The sequence below is a fragment of the Streptomyces sp. NPDC051310 genome (assembly GCF_044455245.1).
In the GTDB taxonomy this organism is placed as follows: Bacteria; Actinomycetota; Actinomycetes; order Streptomycetales; family Streptomycetaceae; genus Streptomyces.
This window is the reverse complement of the sequence record NZ_JBITEO010000001.1, coordinates 104,247-123,247: the sequence shown is the minus strand read 5'-3', so window position 1 is coordinate 123,247 and position 19,001 is coordinate 104,247. Positions and strand designations below refer to the sequence as shown.

Annotated in this window: 15 protein-coding genes; 7 read left to right on the top strand and 8 right to left on the bottom strand. The window is 73.7% G+C overall.

Annotation, left to right across the window (positions count from 1 at the left end; all coding sequences use genetic code 11):
* Positions 1-163 precede the first annotated feature (163 nt).
* On the top strand, positions 164-1,822 hold the full coding sequence (locus ACIA79_RS00485; protein ID WP_399425617.1) for an MFS transporter: 1,659 nt from the start codon (positions 164-166) through the stop codon (positions 1,820-1,822).
* A gap of 228 nt (positions 1,823-2,050) precedes the next feature.
* Complete coding sequence (locus ACIA79_RS00480; protein ID WP_399425615.1) at positions 2,051-3,073, top strand: endonuclease/exonuclease/phosphatase family protein; 1,023 nt, start codon at positions 2,051-2,053, stop codon at positions 3,071-3,073.
* Positions 3,074-3,143: 70 nt separating this feature from the next.
* Here the strand turns inward: ACIA79_RS00480 and ACIA79_RS00475 are convergent, their stop codons facing one another.
* On the bottom strand, positions 3,144-4,901 hold the full coding sequence (locus tag ACIA79_RS00475) for an NAD+ synthase (protein WP_399425613.1): 1,758 nt from the start codon (positions 4,899-4,901) through the stop codon (positions 3,144-3,146).
* A 109-nt stretch (positions 4,902-5,010) separates the two neighbouring features.
* Here ACIA79_RS00475 and ACIA79_RS00470 point away from each other — a divergent pair, with 109 nt between their 5' ends.
* Positions 5,011-5,685, top strand: coding sequence for a DUF998 domain-containing protein (locus ACIA79_RS00470; protein ID WP_399425611.1), 675 nt, complete (start codon positions 5,011-5,013; stop codon positions 5,683-5,685).
* Entirely contained in the window at positions 5,682-6,518 is an 837-nt protein-coding gene (locus ACIA79_RS00465) for an alpha/beta fold hydrolase (protein WP_399425610.1), read from the top strand. Before ACIA79_RS00470 ends, ACIA79_RS00465 begins: the two co-directional genes overlap by 4 nt.
* A gap of 135 nt (positions 6,519-6,653) precedes the next feature.
* Here the strand turns inward: ACIA79_RS00465 and ACIA79_RS00460 are convergent, their stop codons facing one another.
* The 5 genes from ACIA79_RS00460 to ACIA79_RS00440 all read right to left on the bottom strand — a co-directional run bounded on the left by ACIA79_RS00460 (position 6,654) and on the right by ACIA79_RS00440 (position 10,266).
* Entirely contained in the window at positions 6,654-7,073 is a 420-nt protein-coding gene (locus ACIA79_RS00460; RefSeq protein WP_399425608.1) for a CBS domain-containing protein, read from the bottom strand.
* A 124-nt stretch (positions 7,074-7,197) separates the two neighbouring features.
* On the bottom strand, positions 7,198-7,845 hold the full coding sequence (locus tag ACIA79_RS00455; protein WP_399425606.1) for a DUF305 domain-containing protein: 648 nt from the start codon (positions 7,843-7,845) through the stop codon (positions 7,198-7,200).
* Positions 7,842-8,492 carry a DUF3105 domain-containing protein gene (locus ACIA79_RS00450; RefSeq protein ID WP_399425605.1) on the bottom strand — a complete coding sequence of 217 codons (651 nt, stop codon included), beginning with the start codon at positions 8,490-8,492 and terminating at the stop codon, positions 7,842-7,844. Before ACIA79_RS00450 ends, ACIA79_RS00455 begins: the two co-directional genes overlap by 4 nt.
* Before the next feature lie 114 nt (positions 8,493-8,606).
* A complete protein-coding gene (locus tag ACIA79_RS00445) occupies positions 8,607-8,978 on the bottom strand; it encodes a hypothetical protein (RefSeq protein ID WP_399425603.1) in 372 nt (123 codons plus the stop codon).
* Between the two features lie 160 nt (positions 8,979-9,138).
* Positions 9,139-10,266, bottom strand: a complete 1,128-nt coding sequence (locus ACIA79_RS00440; RefSeq protein WP_399425602.1) for a PP2C family protein-serine/threonine phosphatase — start codon at positions 10,264-10,266, stop codon at positions 9,139-9,141.
* Between the two features lie 121 nt (positions 10,267-10,387).
* Between ACIA79_RS00440 and ACIA79_RS00435 the strand changes: the two genes are divergently transcribed.
* The 3 genes from ACIA79_RS00435 (at position 10,388) to ACIA79_RS00425 (ending at position 15,791) form a co-directional block, all read left to right on the top strand.
* Positions 10,388-11,749 carry a glutamine synthetase family protein gene (locus ACIA79_RS00435; RefSeq protein ID WP_399425601.1) on the top strand — a complete coding sequence of 454 codons (1,362 nt, stop codon included), beginning with the start codon at positions 10,388-10,390 and terminating at the stop codon, positions 11,747-11,749.
* A 410-nt stretch (positions 11,750-12,159) separates the two neighbouring features.
* Positions 12,160-13,518: a PQQ-binding-like beta-propeller repeat protein gene (locus ACIA79_RS00430; protein WP_399425599.1), complete on the top strand. Its 1,359-nt coding sequence runs from the start codon at positions 12,160-12,162 to the stop codon at positions 13,516-13,518.
* A gap of 587 nt (positions 13,519-14,105) precedes the next feature.
* On the top strand, positions 14,106-15,791 hold the full coding sequence (locus ACIA79_RS00425) for a TROVE domain-containing protein (RefSeq protein ID WP_399425597.1): 1,686 nt from the start codon (positions 14,106-14,108) through the stop codon (positions 15,789-15,791).
* A gap of 35 nt (positions 15,792-15,826) precedes the next feature.
* Here the strand turns inward: ACIA79_RS00425 and ACIA79_RS00420 are convergent, their stop codons facing one another.
* Together ACIA79_RS00420 and ACIA79_RS00415 are read right to left on the bottom strand one after the other, a co-directional pair.
* On the bottom strand, positions 15,827-16,258 hold the full coding sequence (locus tag ACIA79_RS00420; RefSeq protein ID WP_399425595.1) for a VOC family protein: 432 nt from the start codon (positions 16,256-16,258) through the stop codon (positions 15,827-15,829).
* Between the two features lie 58 nt (positions 16,259-16,316).
* On the bottom strand, positions 16,317-18,395 hold the full coding sequence (locus ACIA79_RS00415) for a PIG-L family deacetylase (RefSeq protein WP_399425594.1): 2,079 nt from the start codon (positions 18,393-18,395) through the stop codon (positions 16,317-16,319).
* Between the last annotated feature and the right edge of the window lie 606 nt (positions 18,396-19,001).

The window sequence follows — 19,001 nt, the reverse complement described above, 5'->3', positions numbered from 1 at the left end:
CTTCGTCATCTCGAGGCGCCCTGACGGCGTCCCCGGACCACGTCCATGGTGGCACTTCGTGCCGCGCGGGGGGAAGTGGGCCCGCAACACTCCGGCACTCCGGTGGCGTAAGCCGCGCCACCACCGGACGGTCTCGTACCAAACACGGCATTACGGTCGGAATATGCCCGTACCGGAAGATCAGCCCGCCTCCGCCGCCGCTCCCCCCGCCGTGCACCCCACCGTCCCCGAAGCCGTCCACCGCCGGCGCTGGGTGATCCTCAGCGTCCTGATGTTCAGCCTGCTCATCGTGGTGCTGGACAACTCCATCCTCAACGTCGCGGTCAAGACCGTCGCCGCCCCCGCCCCGACCGGCCTCGGCGCCACCCAGAGCGAGCTGGAGTGGGCGATCAACGCCTACACGCTCGTCTTCGCCGGCCTGCTGTTCACCTCCGGCCTCCTCGGCGACCGGATCGGCCGCAAGAAGGCCCTGCTCTTCGGCCTGGTCGTGTTCGGTACGGGCTCGGCCCTCGCCGCCCTGGCCGACGCCCCCGGCGAGCTGATCGCCTACCGCGCCCTCATGGGCTTCGGCGGGGCGTTCGTGATGCCCGCCACCCTCGCCGTCCTGATGAACGTCTTCGAGCGCGACGAACAGCCGAGGGCCATCGGCATCTGGGCCGGCAGCGTCGGCCTGGGCATCGCCATCGGACCGGTCACCGGCGGCCTGCTGCTGGAGCACTTCTGGTGGGGCTCGATCTTCCTGGTCAACGTGCCCGTCGTGGCGGTCGCCCTGATCGCCATGGTGCTGCTCGTCCCCGACTCCCGGGACCCGAACCCCGGGCGGCTCGACCCGCTGGGCGTGGTCCTGTCCGTCGTCGGGCTGGTGCTGCTGGTGTACGGGATCATCCGCGGCGGTGAGCTCGCCGACTTCACCGACCCCACCTCCCTGTGGCCGCTGCTCGGCGGGCTCGCGGTCCTCACCGGCTTCGTCCTGCACGAGCTGCGCACCGACCACCCGGCCATCGACATGGCCCTCTTCCGCAAGCCGCCCTTCTCCGGGGCCGTCGCCGCCATCTCGCTGGTGTTCTTCGCGCTGATGGGCGTGACGTTCATGTCGGCGTTCTACCTCCAGAGCCTGCGCGGCTACAGCGCGCTGCAGGCCGGGCTGCTGGTGCTGCCGCTGGCCGTCGCGCAGATGCTCTTCGCGCCCCGCGCGCGGCTGGCGGTGGCGCGGTTCGGCGCCCGGGCCGTGTGCACCGCCGGCATGCTGCTGATCGCCGCGTGCCTCGCCTCCTTCGCCTTCTACGACGCCTCGACGCCCGTCTGGGTGCTGGAGCTGGTGCTGTTCGTCCAGGGCGTCGGGATGGCGCACGTCATGCCTCCCGTGACGGTCTCCGTCATGCAGTCGCTGCCGCGGGCGCGGGCCGGCTCGGGTTCCGCGATCAGCAACACCTTCCGCCAGGTGGGCGGCGCGCTCGGGGTCGCCGTGCTGGGCTCGGTGCTCTCCACCGCCTACCGCGGCGGCATCGAGGACCGGCTCGGCGCGGTACCGGAGGGGGCGGCGCGGGACGCGGCGGGGGAGTCCATCGAGGGGACCCTGGCCGCCGCCGAACGGCTCGGCCCGGCGGGGCGCGAGCTGCTCCCGTCCGCCTACGACGCCTTCCTCGGCGCCATGCACGTCACGGCCCTGGTGTCGACGGCCGTCGCCCTGGCCGGCACGGTGGTGGTGGCCGCCGCCCTGCCCGCGCGGCGGCCCCTCGGGCACGGCGGGCCCGTGCCGCACGCGCCGCACGGCAAGGGCCCCGGGCGCGGGGACGCGCGGGAGGCGCCGGTGCGGCAGTGAGCCGGGCGTGCCGCCGCCCACCGGCCACCGTCCACAGGCCACCGCCCGCCCGCCGGACGACTGATCGCAAATGTGAGCGTTCTGTCACAGCTGCCGCCTCGCCCGCACCCTCCGGAACCCCGTGCGCCGCGGCAATCGTCCTCGTGGCAGTACGGCCGTCGCCCGATCCCCTAGGGTCGGGGGCCGGGGGACGGTGAGCACGACAAGCAAGGCAGTGAGGACGACGGAATGGCGCAGGTGGACGTGACGGCGACGGGAAGCGGCGGCGCGGGGCGCGGGCGCACCGGGTCCCGGCTCCGGTCGGTGGCCGACCGCTTGCGCCACGATCCGGGGCTGTGGCGCCGCGGCGTGCTGCTCGCCGCGTGCGCGGTGCTCCTCGCGCTGCTGATGATCTTCCACGCGCAGATCCCCAACAGGATCGGCAACCTCGGCAGCCTCACGGAGACGTTCCTGCCGTGGCTCGGCGTCTTCCTCCCGGTGCTCCTGGTGGCCGGGCTGCTGCGCCGCTCGGCGACCGCGCTGATCGCCCTGGTGCTGCCGGCGGTGGTGTGGCTGAACCTCTTCGGCGGCCTCGTCACCGACAAGGCGGGCACCGGCGGCGACCTCATGGTCGTCACCCACAACGTCAACGCCGACAACCCCGACCCCGAAGGCACGGCCCGCGAGGTCGCCGCGGCGGGCGCGGACGTCGTGGCGCTGGAGGAGCTCAAGCCGTCCATGGTGCCGGTGTACGAGGAGGCGCTGGCCGAGAAGTACCCGTACCACTCCGTCCAGGGCACGGTCGGCCTGTGGAGCACGTACCCGATGAGCGCGAGCCGCCCCGTCGACATCCGCATGGGCTGGACGCGCGCCATGCGCGCCACCGTCTCCACCCCGACCGGGGACTTCGCCGTGTACGTCGCCCACCTGCCGTCCGTACGGGTCAAGCTCAACGCCGGCTTCACCGCCAACCAGCGCGACGACAGCGCCGACGCGCTCGGCGAGGCCATCGCCAGGGAGCGGCTCGACAAGGTCGTCCTCCTCGGCGACCTCAACGGCACGATGAACGACCGCTCCCTCAACGCCGTCACGTCCCAGATGCGCTCCACCCAGGGCGCGGCGGGCGACGGCATGGGCTTCAGCTGGCCGGCCGCGTTCCCGATGGCGCGGATCGACCAGATCCTGGTGAAGGGCGTCGAGCCGGTGGCGTCGTGGTCGCTGCCCGCGACGGACAGCGACCACCTGCCGATCGCGGCGCGCGTCCGGCTCTGACACCGCCGGCACCGGCACGGCCGAGGGGGCCTCCCGCGACCACGCGGGAGGCCCCCTTCGCCGTTCGGGGCTACTTCACCGTCTCGCGCCAGCGGTTGGTGATCGGCAGGCGCCGGTCCTTGCCGAAGCCCTTGGCCGAGATCTTCGTGCCCGGCGGGTACTGGCGGCGCTTGTACTCCGCCACGTCCACCAGCCGCAGCGTCCGCGTCACCAGCTCCTCGTCGAAGCCCGCCGCGACGATCGCGTCCTTGCCGCGGTCGCGGTCCACGTACAGCTCCAGGATCCGGTCCAGGACGTCGTAGTCCGGCAGCGAGTCCGTGTCGACCTGGCCCGGCCGCAGCTCCGCGCTCGGCGGCTTGGAGATCGAGTTCTCCGGGATGGGCGGGGTCTGGCCGCGCTCCTCGGCGGCCCGGTTGCGCCATGTCGCCAGCCGGAAGACCGACGTCTTGTAGACGTCCTTGATCGGCCCGTACGCGCCGACGGAGTCGCCGTACAGCGTCGAGTACCCGACCGCCAGCTCCGACTTGTTCCCCGGCGCCAGGACGATGTGGCCCTCCTGGTTGGAGATCGCCATCAGCATCGTGCCGCGCAGCCGCGACTGGAGGTTCTCCTCCGCCAGGCCCGTCAGACCGAGCGACGACATGTACGCGTCGAACATCGGCTCGATCGGCACCGTGCGGAAGTTGAGTCCGGTGCGGCGGGCCAGCTCGGCCGCGTCGTCCCGGGAGTGGTCCGAGCTGTACTTCGACGGCATCGACACGCCGTACACGTTCCCCGCCCCCAGCGCGTCGCAGGCGATCGCGGCGACCAGCGCCGAGTCGATACCACCCGACAGGCCCACCAGCACGGACCGGAAGCCGTTCTTCGCGGCGTACGCCCGCAGGCCCACCACCAGCGCCGTGTACACCTCCTCGTCGTCACCGAGGCGCTCGGCGTACCCGCCCGTCAGCTCCGGCTCGTACGCGGGCAGCGGCTCCTGCGACAGCACCACGCGCTCGACGCGCAGCCCGTCGTCGACGGTGCCCGTGGGCGCGTCGTCGGACGCCGCCGGCAGGTCCAGGTCCAGGATCACGCTGCCCTCGGCGAACTGCGGGGCCCGCGCGATCACCTCGCCGTCCTTGTCCACGACGATCGAGTCGCCGTCGAAGACCAGCTCGTCCTGCCCGCCGATCATCGCCAGGTAGGCGAGGGTGCAGCCGGCCTCCTGGGCGCGCTTGCGCACCAGCTCCAGGCGGACGTCGTCCTTGTTCCGCTCGTAGGGCGAGGCGTTGACCGACAGCAGCAGCCCGGCCCGCGCGCTGCGGGCGGCCGGGACACGGCCGCCCTCCTGCCACAGGTCCTCGCAGATCGCCAGCGCCACGTCCACGCCGTGGACCCGGACGACCGGCATCGTGTCGCCCGGCACGAAGTACCGGAACTCGTCGAAGACGCCGTAGTTGGGCAGGTGGTGCTTGGCGAACGACAGCACCACCTCGCCGCCGTACAGCACCGCCGCCGCGTTCTGCGGCGCCCCGGCCGGCTGCCCGTACCGCGGCTGGGCCTTCTCGGAGCGGTCCAGGTAGCCGACGACGACCGGCAGCCCGCCGAACCCCTCGTCGGCCAGCCGCCCGGCCAGCGCCCGCAGCGCGGCCCGGGACGCCTCGACGAAGGACGACCGCAGGGCCAGGTCCTCGACGGGATAGCCGGTCAGCACCATCTCGGGGAACGCGACGAGGTGGGCCCCCTGCTCGGCCGCGTGCCGGGTCCAGTGGACGACCGCCTCGGCGTTGCCGGCGAGATCGCCGACGGTCGAGTCGATCTGATTGAGTGCGAGGCGAAGTTGAGGCACGCCGCCAGTCTAATCGTCAGAGCGACGCGATGTCCTGGCGGCGGCGGTGTGGCCCACCCCACGCGCGCCGACGGGTGCGGCGGCGCACCCGAGCGGTGATCATGAGGCCATGAGCGCGACGGAACGCGGCGGCCGGCTCCTCGGCGCGCTGCTCGCCCTGGGAGCCGCCGCGTACAGCGCCTGGGCCCTGGAGATCCTCCTCCCCACCGGACTCGACCCCCTCCAGGCGTACGTCAGCGAACTCGCCGCCACCGACCAGCCCTACGGCGCCTTCTTCCGCACCACCGACCTCGTGGCCGGGGCCCTCGTCCTCACCGCCGCGCTGTACGCCCTCCGCACGGGCGACCGGCGGCCCTGGGCGGCGGCCGGCTGGGCCGGGCTCGCCCTCTTCGGCGCCGCCACCGTCGCCGACGCCCGCCTGCCGCTCGCCTGCGCCCCCACCGCCGACCCCGCCTGCGCCGCCCGGGAGGCCGCCGGGCTCCTGCCGGCCGCGCACACCGTCCACGCCGTCACCTCCGGCGTCGCCGTGGCCGGCGCCCTCCTGGGCATCGTCGCGCTCACCCTCGCCGCCCGCCGCTACCGCCGGTGGCCGGCCCTCGCCCGCACCGGACCCCTCCTCGCCGGCTGCGCCCTCGCCGCCACCGCCTGGACCCTCACCGCCGTGGCCGCCTTCCAGAGCGGGCACGGAACCTGGTCCCTGGGGGCCGGGCAGCGCCTCCAGGTCCTGCTCGTGGCAGGCTGGCTCGCGGTACTGGCCGCGTCGGTCGCGAGGGGGAGACGATGACGTTCGTACGGATCGGTGGGATACCCCACCATGTGGTCGTCGAGGGCAGCGGACCGGTGTGCGTCCTCAGCGCCGGGCTCGCCCTGAGCTGGTTCGACTGGGACCCCGTCGTCCCGCTGCTCGCGCCCCACCGCACCGTCGTCCGCTTCGACCGCCCCGGCCACGGGCTCAGCGGCCCCGCCGCCGTCACCCCGTCGGCCACCGGCGAGGCCCACCGCATCGCCGGCCTCCTCGACGCGCTCGGCCTCGACGGCCCCGCCACCGTCGTCGGGCACTCCATCGCCGGGTTCCACGCGGAGGCGTTCGCCCGCCTCCACCCCCGCCGCACCGCCGGCATCGTCCTGGTCGACACCTCCGTCGAGGAGCAGGCGCGCGTGCCCGCCGCACCCGCGGTGCGCGCCGCCACCGCCCGCGCCCTGGCCGCCGTCCTCTCCGCCGCGGGCGCAGCCGCCGCCCTCGGCCCGGCCGCCCGCCGCGCCGCCGTCCGCCTCTCCCGCGCCGGATGCGCCCCCGACCCGGCCCCCGCCGCGCTCGTCCGGCGCTGCTACGCCACCTCCCGCGTGCTGCGCGGCGCCCTGCTGGAGAACGCCGGCTACCGGGCCGTCGCGGCCGAGCTGCTCGCCCTGCGCGCGCACCACCGGCTCCCGGCGGGCGTCCCCGTCACCCTTCTCGCCGCGCCCGAGTCCCGCCGCTGGACCTCGCGCCAGCGCGCCCTCGCCGAACGGCTGGGCGCCCGCTTCGAGGCCGTACCGGGCGCGGGCCACCTGATGATGCTCGACCGCCCGGACGCGGTGGCCGGCGCCGTGCTGGCGCAGCGCGCGGCGGGGGCGTGACGCGACACGGCGTCACACCTCCGCGCGAAACCGGCGCAGGGCCACGCGGTGGCCGCCGCCGTGCTGGCGCAGCGCGCGGCGGGGGCGTGACGCGACACCGCATCACGCCCCCGCGCGAAACCGGCGGAGGGCGGCTCAGCCCTCCGAGTACACCCGCTCCGCCCAGCCCTTGACCTGCGACTCCGAGAGGTGCCGGGCGAGATCGGCCTCGCTGATCATGCCGACCAGCCGCTTGTTCTCGATCACCGGGAGGCGGCGGATCCGGTGGCCCTTCATCTCCCGCAGGACATCGTTCACATCCGCGTTCGCGTCGATCCAGCGCGGGGTGCCCTTGGCCATCTCACCCGCCGTCACCCGCGACGGGTCGTGCCCCATGGCCACACAGCCGACGACGATGTCGCGGTCGGTGAGGATGCCGCAGAGCCGTTCGTTCTCGTCCGCGATGGGCAGGGCCCCCACGTTCAGGTCGCGCATCATCTGCGCGGCGCGGTCGAGGGTCTCGTGCCGGGGGAGCCAATGGGCCCCGGGGTGCATGATGTCCTTGGCGGTGGTCATGGGGGTGCCGTACCTCCGTAAACGCGTCACAACGCCGTACGTCCCCGAGCGCCTCCCATTGTCGCCGCGCGCGGGCCCCCACGCGACCGCTGACCGCCGGTCGCGGGGGAGCCCGCCCGGGGACTCAGCCGCGCGGCTTCGCCCCGCGCTGCGCCAGCATGTCGGCCATGAGCCGGATCTCCGACTCCTGCGCGTCGACCATGCCCTGCGCCAGCCGCCGCTCGACGGGGACCCCGCACTTCTCGACGCAGCCCTGCGCCATGTGCACCCCGCCCTTGTGGTGGTCGGTCATCAGCTGCAGGTACAGGACCTCCGCCTGCCTGCCGCTCGCCGCCCGCAGCCGGTCCAGCTCCGCCTTCGTCGCCATGCCGGGCATGAGCCCCGGGCCGGCGCCGCCGTGGTGGGACGGCATCCCCATCCACTCCATCGGCTCCTGGTCCATGGCGACCTTCGGCAGCCCCCACAGGTCCAGCCAGCCGTGCATCATGCCGCGCTGGTTCGCCTGCGTGTTGGCGATGTCGTACGCCAGCCGGCGCACCTCGGCGTCCGTCGTGCGGTCCCGCACGATGAACGACATCTCCACGGCCTGCTGGTGGTGGACGGACATGTCCCGGGCGAACCCGGCCTCCGCCGAGTCCGCTGCCGGCGTGCGCGGCGGCCGCGCCTCGCCGCCCTCCCCGGCGGAGGCCACCGCCGCCGCCCCGGCGAAGAGCAGCGCGAGCACCACCGCCGTGAGGGCCGCCCAGTGCGTACGGGTGAGCGTGAACGTCACTGACCCGTCCCGCCCGTGCACGCCGCGCCCGGCTCGGGCGTCTGCGGGCCCTGCACGTACTTCGTGAAGAACCGGTTCACCCGGGGGTCGTCCGCCCCGTCCACGGTGACCTGCTTGCCCCACGCGCTCAGCATGATCGCGCCGGCCTGGTCCTCGAACGGGCTCATCAGGGTGTACGGCGTCTTGCCGACCTTCTCCTCCAGCTTCTTCACCTCGGCGGCCGGCGCCTTGCTGGTGTACGTCACCCACACCGCGCCGTGCTCCAGCGAGTGGACGGCGTTCTCGTTGCGGATGGGCTTCTTGTAGACGTCACCGTCGCAGTTCATCCACACCGGGTGGTGGTCGCCGCCGACCGGAGGCTTCATCGGGTAGGAGACCGGCGTGGTGGGGTGGTTGCGGCCGAGCTTCTTCGGGTCCCAGGACTTCTCGTCCTCGATGGGCGCCTTGGCCGACGCCACCTCCTGCGCCTTCTCGTCACCCTTCTTGTCGAGCACGTACGCGCCGAAGCCGACCAGGCCGGCGACGACGGCCGTGCTCAGGGTGATGGTGATGATGCGGTTGCGGCGCTCGCGGGCCTTCTCCGCGCGGCGCATCTCCTCTATTCGGGCGCGGCGGTCGGCGGTGGAGGCGTTGCGGTGGGCAGCCATGATCTCGATGTCCTTCGTCAGGAGGTACGGGGGTGGGATGCGGGGCGCGGCGGGCCCCGGCGCCTGTCCTCCGGATCGTGCCGGGCTGGCGCGGTCCGGTCCGGAACACAGGTCCTACGTCCGCAGCACCTGGAGGACGTGCAGGTCCGGCGCGCGCGGCCGGGCCCCGGTGCGCTCCGCCGGATCCGGCGCGTGAGCCTCGCCCAGCCGGGTGAGCGCGTCGGCCTGCTGGGGCGGGTCGAGCGGCGGGGCGGTGAGGACGGCGGGGGTGAGGTACGGGAAGAGGGTGCAGCCGTCGCGGTCGTACGGGCAGCTGTACTCGGTGACGTGTCCGGCGGCGAGCGTCATACGGACGTCGGCGTGGCCCCGGTGGGCCTCGGCGCGGTCGGCGCCGCCGAGACAGACGAAGAGCGCGGCGAGGAGCGCCACCACGGCGCCCGGCAGCGCCATGGGACGCACGATGCGTATGAGCCGCAGGCCCCCCATGGCCGCTGATGTTAACGGCCGTGTGCCGGATCGGACCATGCCCCTCCGTCGCGGATCGGCCGTGCCCGTCCGTCGCGGCTCCCGCGCGGAGCGGGGCGTCGGGTCCTCGCGGAGACGGGGAGCGGGGCGTCGGGTCCTCGGGGAGACCCGGAGCGGGGCGTCAGGTCCTCGCGGACACCCGGCCCGGCGCGCTGAGGGCCAGCAGCGCCACGTCGTCGCCGATGACGCCCGCGTACGCGGACAGATCGCGCCACACCGAGCGCACCAGCTCCACCGGGGCCTCCGCGTCCCGCGGCACGCGCGCGGCCAGCGGGTAGAAGGACCCCGTCGCGTCCCGGGCCTCCGTGACCCCGTCGGTGTGGGCCAGCAGTACGTCCTTCGGCCCCAGAGGCACCACCACCGCCGGGGGCGGCCGGAACTCCGCGAGCCCCAGCCCCAGGGGCGCACCGGGCTCCAGCGCCACCTCGCGCGCCCCGTCGCCGCGCACCAGCAGCGGCGCGGGATGGCCGCAGCTGAGCACCCGCACGGCCGCCGAGGCGTCCCCGCCCCCGGCACCAGCACCCACAGCACCCGCGTCCCCGGCGGGGAACTCCATCAGCACCGCGGTCGCGAACACCTCGCCGTGCAGGCCCCCGCGGGCCGCCGCGTCCACCACGAGCCGCCGGTCCAGGCGGGCCGCCACCCCGCCCAGCTCCGGCTCGTCCAGCACCGCCTCCCGGAACGTACCGAGCAGCGCCGCCACCGTGCCGACCGCCGCGAGCCCGTGGCCCTGCACGTCGGCGACGACGGCCCGCACCCCGTACGGCCCGTCCCGCACGTCGTACAGGTCCCCGCCGACCAGCGTGCCCCTCTCCGCCGCCCGGTACAGCGCCCCGCACCGCACCGGACCGACCCGCTCCGGCAGCGGCGGCAGCACCGCGAACTGAGCGGCCTGCGCGACCGTGCGGACCGACACGAGCTGGGCGTCCCGGCGCGCCCGCAGCCACGCCAGCAGGACGCTGACCGCGCCGATCAGCACGAAGGCGATGAGGTCGCCGTACGAGACGTCGTCCGCCCGGATCGCGGGCAGCAGCAGCAGGACGAAGAGCGTGCCCGCGACCAGCGCGGTGCCGAGCCTGCCGTACACCAGCGACGTCAGCGGCGGCACCACCGCGAACGCGAAGCCCAGCTGCACGCTCTCGGGCGTCGTGAGCTGGACGATCACCAGCAGGACCATCGTCAGCCACGGGAGCAGGCGCAGCCAGGCCGGCAGCCGGGTGCCGGGCAGTTCCTGCGCGCCACGGTCCATAAGGCCCAGTCTGCGAGGCCACCGTTACGTCCGCCACAGCCCGGCAGGCAGTATGGGTCTGCAACGTGCACGAAACCGAGTGGTGGCATGCTGGTTTGATCAGCGAGGATGGGTGTGGGAAATGGACAAGCAGCAGGAATTCGTGCTCCGGACGCTCGAGGAGCGCGACATCCGCTTCGTGCGCCTGTGGTTCACCGATGTGCTCGGGTTCCTGAAGTCGGTCGCGGTCGCCCCCGCCGAGCTGGAGCAGGCCTTCGACGAGGGCATCGGCTTCGACGGCTCGGCGATCGAGGGCTTCGCCCGGGTGTACGAGTCCGACATGATCGCCAAGCCTGACCCGGGAACCTTCCAGATCCTCCCGTGGCGCGCGGAGGCCCCCGGCACGGCCCGGATGTTCTGCGACATCCTGATGCCCGACGGCTCCCCCTCCTTCGCGGACCCGCGCTACGTCCTCAAGCGCATCCTGGCCAAGACCTCCGATCTCGGGTTCACCTTCTACACCCACCCCGAGATCGAGTTCTTCCTGCTGAAGGACAAGCCGCTGGACGGCTCCAAGCCGGTCCCCGCCGACAACTCCGGCTACTTCGACCACACCCCGCAGAACGTGGGCATGGACTTCCGCCGCCAGGCGATCACGATGCTGGAGTCGATGGGCATCTCCGTGGAGTTCAGCCACCACGAGGGCGCGCCGGGCCAGCAGGAGATCGACCTGCGGTACGCCGACGCGCTGTCGACCGCCGACAACGTCATGACGTTCCGCCTGGTCATGAAGCAGGTGGCGCTGGAGCAGGGCGTGCAGGCCACCTTCATGCCGAAGCCGTTCTCGGAGTACCCGGGCTCGGGCATGCACACCCACCTGTCCCTCTTCGAGGGCGACCGGAACGCCTTCTACGAGTCGGGCGCGGAGTACCAGCTGTCGAAGGTGGGGCGTTCCTTCATCGCGGGCCTGCTGAAGCACGCGGCGGAGATCTCGGCCGTCACGAACCAGTGGGTCAACTCGTACAAGCGCATCTGGGGCGGCTCGGCCCGCACGGCCGGCTCGGGCGGCGAGGCGCCCTCGTACATCTGCTGGGGCCACAACAACCGCTCCGCCCTCATCCGCGTCCCCATGTACAAGCCCGGCAAGACGGGCTCGTCCCGCGTCGAGGTCCGCTCCGTCGACTCCGGCGCCAACCCCTACCTGGCGTACGCGGTCCTCCTCGCGGCGGGCCTGAAGGGCATCGAGGAGAACTACGAACTCGGCCCCGGCGCGGACGACGACGTGTGGGCCCTCTCCGACGCCGAGCGCCGCGCGATGGGCATCGAGCCGCTGCCGCAGAACCTCGGCGAGGCGATCTCCCTGATGGAGCGCAGCGAACTGGTGGCGGAGACGCTGGGCGAGCACGTCTTCGACTTCTTCCTGCGCAACAAGAAGCAGGAGTGGGAGGAGTACCGCTCGGAGGTGACGGCCTTCGAGCTGCGGAAGAACCTGCCGGTGCTGTAAGCGCAGGTCAGAAGCAGCACGACCCTGACGCGAGGGTTTGGGCCGGCGGCGGACTGCCGGCGGCCCATCCCCGTTCCGGTCGCCCCGGCCCGTCCGTGGGCCGTCCGACGTCGCGGGAGGCCCTGTGTACGCCGTCGACGGCCCGCCGAGCGCGCCTCCGCAGGTCTCCGCGGAGTTATCCGAATCTGCCCGCGCCGGACGTCGGAGGGGCCCGTCCCGCCGACTGCCGCGCCACCGGCGGCGTTCGCACTCGCCCTCGGCCGGCACGTTTTCCACCCGCGCCGGATCGGCATGGACCGCTGGGAGGCCCTGCCCCTAGCCTGACCGTCGTTCGAAGATCAATGTGTCGGGCGGGTCTCCGGAATGCCGCTGGCAGGGGGGTGTGCCATGCACGGTAGGGGGAGCGCGTGATGTCGGGCAGAGCAGGGCTCATGAAGGCGCTAGTGGCGATCGGGCTCGTGCTGGGGGTGATCGGGTCCATCACCGCCTGGTTCCTGTCGTTCGAGGGCTATCTGCCTGGCGACGCCATGGTGCGGACCTGGGCCACCCCGAAAGACCGGCCCAGCGACGATAAGGCCAACCGCAGTTGGGTCGTCGGGGACGTCGCCGTCCGCGGCCGGTTCGATGCGGTGACCGGCTTCGGCATCGCCGACGGGCAGGACGGGAAGAAGCTCTGGGAGTTCGTACCGCCCGGCCGCGCCCAGATCTGCGGAAGCGCGCCTCGCGCGGACGAGGGGGTCCTCCTCGTCGCGTACGGTACGGAGAACCGCGCCACCAGCGGCGGGAGCGGCAAGCCCGCCGCACTGGGCAAGGGCAAGGGCTGCTCGACCGTCCTCGCCTTCGACACGAAGGACGGGCGAGAGCTGTGGAGCGTTCCGCGGACCGTCTCGGACGGCCACTTCCCCGGGGACGAGTTCCTGGAAGCGGGGGGCGGCCTGGCCCTGATCGAACACGATCGGACCGAGCAGGAGGCGCGGACGCCGGGTGGCAACCGTTCCCTGCGCGCCCTCGACCTCCGCACAGGCAAGGTCCGTTGGACGGCGGCCGTTCCCGGCACGTGCGGGGTGTGGGACACGTTCGTGGGCAAGGAACAAGTCCACGCCGTCCTGGCCTGCGGCGGGGAGGACGCGGACGACCCGGGCTCCAACAGCGGCGAGGACGTCGAGCTGATGGCGGCGGCCTTCGATCGCGGCACCGGCGCCCTGAAGTGGAACGTTCCCATCGATGCCCGTCGCCCCGTGTCGACGAACTCCAGCGTGGTCATCGAGTCGGCCGACCCCTTGGTGCTGAGGGTCGTGCGGTCCTCGAGCATCAACTCGGGCGAGGCGACGGGCACGTTCGTCTCCTTCGGACAGGACGGGCACCCTCAGCCGGGCATCGAGCTCAGCGGCGACTACGGCCAGATCGACGCGGCGGAGGTCGTCGGCGAGCGGATGTACGCGCTGGCGTGGACCTATCACAAGGGACGGCACTACCGGCTGATCGCCTTCGATCTGAAGACCGGCGGAGAGGTGTGGAACAACAAGCTGGACGAGCCTGCGGCCGGGCTGGCCGTGCGGGGCGACCGGGTCACCGTGCTGTGCGAGTGGTCGACCCAGTCCAGCGCCATCACCGAGCTGCTCGTGTACGACGCCGGCAACGGTGAGGAACTCGACGAGCGTCATTTCCGTGAGGAAGCGCCCAGCGGCTACTTCTTCGAGCACGACGGGCGGATCATCGTCGCCGGGGCGGCCGGCGACCATGCCTTCACCGCGTTCGAGCGCTGGTGAGCCGACGGCTGTTTTCCTGCGGCAAGGCAGGCCGCCAGCCGAGGCGCGGGTAGTCGACCTCGAAGAGGACGACTACCGCTGAACTACAGCTGTCCGGCCGGTCACGTGATCGGCCGGACAGCTCCTACCGAGACCGACAGGGCCGCAGTAGAGGCAGCGGCGGCAGCGGGTGGCTGACCCCGGCACGCGCCGGGCGACGACGACCGTCCAGTCCCCCCTGGGTGATACCGGAAGCCTGGCGCGGATCGCCGGTGGGTCGTCCGGAGACAGCCGGTGACGGTCCACGAAGGGCATCGGGCTGCCGGCTGCGCAGAGGAATATGCCGCCGCTGCAGGCACGGGACGGCGTGGGAGCGATCTGCCCCCGCGCCCCGTCGGGCATGTGCGGAACACGGCCCCCCGATAAATCGGATGCACGCACGGGACGGTCCGGGTAACTTCCTCTCCGACGCCTTCCGATGCGCCGCGCCCCGGTTACTTCCTGACAAAAACACACCGGTGCCCAGTCTGATCCCGGGAGGCGTCCGCCGTGCCGTGTGCGAAGCCGCGGCGTGCCCCTCCGACCCCGGCCTCCAGGGGGACCACTGCATGACCCGCTTCAACCGTCAGCGAGCCAAGGCCGAAGCCAGGAGCGAAATCCGGGCCGAGATACCGGGCTTGACCGCGGGCGGAGCGACATCCCCGCTCTCCACGTACGGCCAGTGGGTCGTCCCGCCGTCGCGGGCCTTCCGGCGGACCGTCTTCCCCGCGCCGCCGCACGGCGTCAACCACGAGGGCGGCGCCGGGTACGTCCGGGAGCCGAAGTCCGAGCTCTTCCTGCTCGCCGTCGCCAACATGTCCGGACAGCACAGCTTCTACGAGAGCGCCCCCTCCCGCGACGAGCGGTACGCCCGGCTGGTGCGGGAGCTCGCGGTCAGCGACCCGCGGTGGACCCTCGGGCTGCTGCGCTGGCTCCGCACCGAAGCCCACATGCGGACGGCCTCCCTGGTGGGCGCGGCCGAGTTCGTGCGCGCCCGGCTGGACGCCCGGGCCGCCGGCTACTCCCGGCAGGCCGTCGACGCGGTACTGCAACGGGCCGACGAACCCGGCGAGTTCCTCGCGTACTGGACCTCCCGGTACGGGCGCAGGCTGCCGCAGCCGGTCAGGCGGGGCATCGGGGACGCCGTACGCAGGCTCTGGACCGGCCGCGCGCTGCTCAAGTACGACACCGGCTCACGCGGGTTCCGCTTCGGTGACGTCCTGGAGCTGACCCACCCCGCCCCGGCGCCGGGCAAGCCCTGGCAGGGCGACCTGTTCCGGTACGCCCTCGACCGGCGCCACCACCCCGAACGCGCCGTACCCCCGGCCGGTGAACCCCTTCTGGTGGCCCACCACGCCCTGATGTCCGTCCCCGCCGGCGACCGGTACGCGCTGGTCACCGCGCCGGACGGGGCCGAGCGGCTCGCCGCCGCCGGCATGACCTGGGAAGCGCTGGCCGGCTGGCTGCACGGGCCGCTGGACGCCGCCGTCTGGGAGGCCGTGATCCCGTCGATGGGAGCGATGGCGCTCGTCCGCAACCTGCGCAACTTCGACCTCGCGGGCGTCGGCGACCGGGTGGCCGAGGACGTGGCGCGCCGGATCTCCGACCCGGCCGAGGTGCTGCGTTCCCGCCAGTTCCCCTTCCGCTACCTGGCCGCCCACCGCAACGCGCCCTCGCCCCGCTGGGAGCAGGCCCTGGAGACGGCCCTCGGGCACTCCCTCGCCAACGTGCCCGCCCTGCCCGGGCGGACCCTGATCCTCGTGGACCGGTCTGGCTCGATGTTCGACCTGCCCAGTGCGCGGACCCAGCTCAACCGCGCGGACTCCGCCGCGATCTTCGGTACCGCACTGGCGCTGCGGGCCGAGCGGGCCGACCTCGTCGAGTTCGGCACCGACAGCCGGCCGGTCGAGCCGGCGCCGGGCGAGTCCGTCCTGCGGGCACTGGACCGCTTCCACGACCTCGGCGGCACCAACACCGCGGAGGCCGTCACCCGGCACTACGCCGAGCACGACCGGGTCGTCATCGTCACCGACGAACAGGCCTACTGGACGCCCCTCGTCGACCCGCTCGCCGCCGTCCCGGACCACATCCCCGTCTACACGTGGAACCTGGCCGGCTACTCCACGGGCCACAGCGCCGCCGGGCCGCACCGCCACACCTTCGGCGGCCTGAGCGATGCGGCGTTCCGGCTGATCCCGCTCCTGGAGTCCGGCGGGCACCCGGCGTGGCCCTGGGAGCTCGCAGCCGCCTCCTAGGCGTTGCCGGGCAGACGGGACTTCGCGGACACGCCCTAGCGTTCCGACAGTTCCGACGGCGCCTCCTGCACCGTCCAGCCGTTGCCGTCCGGGTCCTTGAAGAACATGAACGAGTTCCAGGTCCCGCCCTTGCCCTCCGCCCAGCCCTCCGGGCCCAGGTGCCGGACCGGGCTCACCTCCACGCCCCGCGACACCAGCTCCTCGCGCGCCGCCTCGATGTCCGTCACGCACAGCTGCACCCCCTGGAGCGAGCCCGGGATCATCGGCGCCTCGCCCGGCGCCATCGGCATGCCGCTCTGCAGCGCCACCGAACAGCGCGAGCCGGGCGGTGTCAGCTGGATGATGCGCACCCCGGGCGCGACCTCGGTGTCGAGGTCGACCGTGAAGCCGCACCGGGTGCCGTAGAACTCCTTCGCCCGGTCCAGGTCGGTGACCGGGACCAGGACGACCTCGAGTGTCCAGTTCATGAGCGCTCCTCCGTCGGTTGCACGTCCATGAAAGCCCGACTCCCCGCCCCGCGCGGACTCATCGCTCGGACCGGCCCCATTCGTCCCAGCGCAGCCCGCCGTCCAGACCCAGCGTCGCGAAGCCGTACGGGGTGGCCGCCGGGGCGCCGCCGAACAGCGTCCGCCCGCCACCCGCCCGCAGCGCTCCCGCCGGACCCGTCGCCACCGCGCCCGTCGCCGTTCGCAGCGCCAGCCGGTCGCCGGCCGCGCCCACCGCGCCGTACCCCGCGAGGCCGCCCGGCAGCTCCCGTACCGGCGATGCCACTCCCGAGCCGTCCGTGAAGCGCGCCGTGCGCACCGCACCCGAGTCGGGCTTGCGGAACCACAGCCGGACGCCGTCGGTGCCGTCCGGCACCGCGCTCAGCGCCACCGTGGTCGGCGGCAGGCCGGTCCTCACCGGGCCGGTCACCGGACCGCCGGGCGCCGCCTGCGTCCACGCCAGGACCGTCCTCGCCGTGGCCGCGAAGACATGACCGCGGCCGGCCGCGTCCGTCGCCGCCACCGGATTGCCGCGCAGACCCGTGCCGCCCGCCGGCGCCCAGGCCGTCCACGTGCCGTCCGGCCGCTGCGACGTCACGGCCAGGCCATGGCCCGCGTCGCGCACGTACACCGTCATCAGGCCCGCCCGGTCCACCAGCGCCGCCGGGGCGCTGATGTCGGACGTCCCCGTCGCGTCGTCCCGCTCCGGCGTGCCCAGCGAGCGCCACGGCCCGAACCCGCCGCCCGGCGCCGTCTGCACGGCCGTCACCACCTCACGGCGGTACGCCTCCGGAGCGTCCTCGTCCAGTTCCGTCCGCGTACCGAGCACCGCGATCCGGCCGTCCGGCAGCCGCACGGACGTCACACCGCCGTCCATGCCGCCGCCCGGCCGCATCACCGGGCCCGTCCAGGCCCGCTTGCCCGCCTTGTGCCAGACCGCGAGGCGGCCGTCGAGCACCGCGAAGGCGTACAGCTCCCCGGGCCGGGCGCCCCGCTGCACCCACGACGTCGAGTCCGAGCGCGTGTAGCGGACCGAGTGCGCCCAGCCGTGCCCGGCGGGGCGGGCCGCCACCTTCCGGTCGCCGCAGCCGGCCGGGTCCTCGCAGTAGTCCGTGTGGTCCGTCCACGCGTACGTCCGCAGCGCGCGCAGCTTCGCCTCGACGCTCGCCGGGTCGAGGGAGTGCGGCAGGCTGCCGGTCGAGTAGCCGAGGTAGTTCTGCACGGCGAAGTGCGGGCGGCCGGGCTCGTCCGCGTACCGCGCGAGCGCCGCCTGCGCGAACCGGGCGCCGTACATGTGGTCCTGGTGGTCGGACAGCTCGCCGGTCCGCTCGTTGATGCCCGGCGTCGGGTCCATCATCCGGACGAACGTGGGCTCGAAGCGGCGCAGGACACCGGTGATCGTCTCGATGACCTGCGTCTTGCTGTACGAGAAGTCCTCGCCCACCGGCGAACCGGCGGCCAGCTGCGACTCCAGGCGCTCCACCCGGCCGTCCCACAGGCCGTGCAGGCTGTGCGGGCGGTCGCCGGTGATGCTGCCCGCCTCGCGCAGCTGCAGCCACACCAGGCTGATCTGCGGCCGCGCGCGCAGCGTGTCCAGCTCGGCGCGGCCGCCGCCCGCGGTGGTGATGGAGGTGCGGTCCCACGGGCTCGTGCGGTTCCCGGTCGCCATCTCGGCGTACGCGGCGCGGATGCCGTTCTGGCGCGCCTCGGCGTAGGCGGCCTTGTCGGCCGGCGGGCGCGGGTCCTGGCGGCGGGCGTTGCGGCCGTCGGACTCGCCGGCCGTGAGGTAGACGGAGGTCAGGGCGCGGCCGGTCGCCAGCGACTGGCTGGTGTCGGGGTTCATGAAGAACAGGTCGTCGTCCGGGTGCGCCACGATCTGGACCACCGACTCCCCGGCGGTCCGCACCGGCTTCACCGCCACGGACTCCGGTACGCCGCGGCTCGGCAGGTCGGACGCGTCCGACGAGCCGGTGGTGAGCGCGAGGGTGCCGCCGGTGATGCCCATGAGCACGGCGAAGGGCGCCACGAGGAAGAGGCGGCGTCTGGAGCGGGCGCGGGCGGGGGCGCTGGCGCGCGGCGCGGGTGCGCTGGGCGCGCGGCCGGGGCGGCGGAGGGGCATCGGTGGCGGCTTTCGTGGGTGTGAGGCGAACCGCGGGAGAAGAGGCGCTTTGCCGAGATCGGGTTCATTGGCCCTGGTGTGCGTTGCCTCACGCCCCGGCGCGCCGGGGTCGCGCCTGCCTGCGCGGGGCGTGGGGGCGCGGGTGCGCTGGGTTTCGCGGGGCGGCGCGGGGCGTGGGGGCGCGGGTGCGCTGGGTTTCGCGGGGCGGCGCGGGGCGTGGGGGCGCGGGTGCGCTGGGTTTCGCGGGGCGTGCTCGGTTCCGCGGGGCGGGGTGCCGCGGGGTGCGCCGGGTTTCGCGGGGCGGGTGCCGTCGCGGGTGGTGGGGCGGGGCCCCTCCGGGCTCGACTCCTCGGGGCCGGCGGCCTTGGCTCCCGCGCCCGGTCACGGTTTCCCGGCCGCCCGGTCCCCTGCGGGGACGACCCTCCACGGCCCCGCCCCGGGCCGGGTGCCGTCTGCCGGTGGTTGTCTGTTGCCCGAGGTGTGGTGGTGCTGGGCGGTGCGGTTTTCGATCCGCCCCGGGCCGGGTGCCGTCTGCCGGTGGTTGTCTGTTGCCCGAGGTGTGGTGGTGCTGGGCGGTGCGGTTTTCGATCCGCCCCGGGCCGGGTG

Bases quoted from the DNA above. Each gene is read 5' to 3' on its own strand.
- ACIA79_RS00485 (WP_399425617.1), top strand. From the start codon at position 164: ATGCCCGTACCGGAAGATCAGCCCGCCTCCGCCGCCGCTCCCCCCGCC.
- ACIA79_RS00480 (WP_399425615.1), top strand. From the start codon at position 2,051: ATGGCGCAGGTGGACGTGACGGCGACGGGAAGCGGCGGCGCGGGGCGC.
- ACIA79_RS00470 (WP_399425611.1), top strand. From the start codon at position 5,011: ATGAGCGCGACGGAACGCGGCGGCCGGCTCCTCGGCGCGCTGCTCGCC.
- ACIA79_RS00465 (WP_399425610.1), top strand. From the start codon at position 5,682: ATGACGTTCGTACGGATCGGTGGGATACCCCACCATGTGGTCGTCGAG.
- ACIA79_RS00460 (WP_399425608.1), bottom strand. From the start codon at position 7,073: ATGACCACCGCCAAGGACATCATGCACCCCGGGGCCCATTGGCTCCCC.
- ACIA79_RS00450 (WP_399425605.1), bottom strand. From the start codon at position 8,492: ATGGCTGCCCACCGCAACGCCTCCACCGCCGACCGCCGCGCCCGAATA.
- ACIA79_RS00445 (WP_399425603.1), bottom strand. From the start codon at position 8,978: ATGGGGGGCCTGCGGCTCATACGCATCGTGCGTCCCATGGCGCTGCCG.
- ACIA79_RS00440 (WP_399425602.1), bottom strand. From the start codon at position 10,266: ATGGACCGTGGCGCGCAGGAACTGCCCGGCACCCGGCTGCCGGCCTGG.
- ACIA79_RS00435 (WP_399425601.1), top strand. From the start codon at position 10,388: ATGGACAAGCAGCAGGAATTCGTGCTCCGGACGCTCGAGGAGCGCGAC.
- ACIA79_RS00430 (WP_399425599.1), top strand. From the start codon at position 12,160: ATGTCGGGCAGAGCAGGGCTCATGAAGGCGCTAGTGGCGATCGGGCTC.
- ACIA79_RS00425 (WP_399425597.1), top strand. From the start codon at position 14,106: ATGACCCGCTTCAACCGTCAGCGAGCCAAGGCCGAAGCCAGGAGCGAA.
- ACIA79_RS00420 (WP_399425595.1), bottom strand. From the start codon at position 16,258: ATGAACTGGACACTCGAGGTCGTCCTGGTCCCGGTCACCGACCTGGAC.
- ACIA79_RS00415 (WP_399425594.1), bottom strand. From the start codon at position 18,395: ATGCCCCTCCGCCGCCCCGGCCGCGCGCCCAGCGCACCCGCGCCGCGC.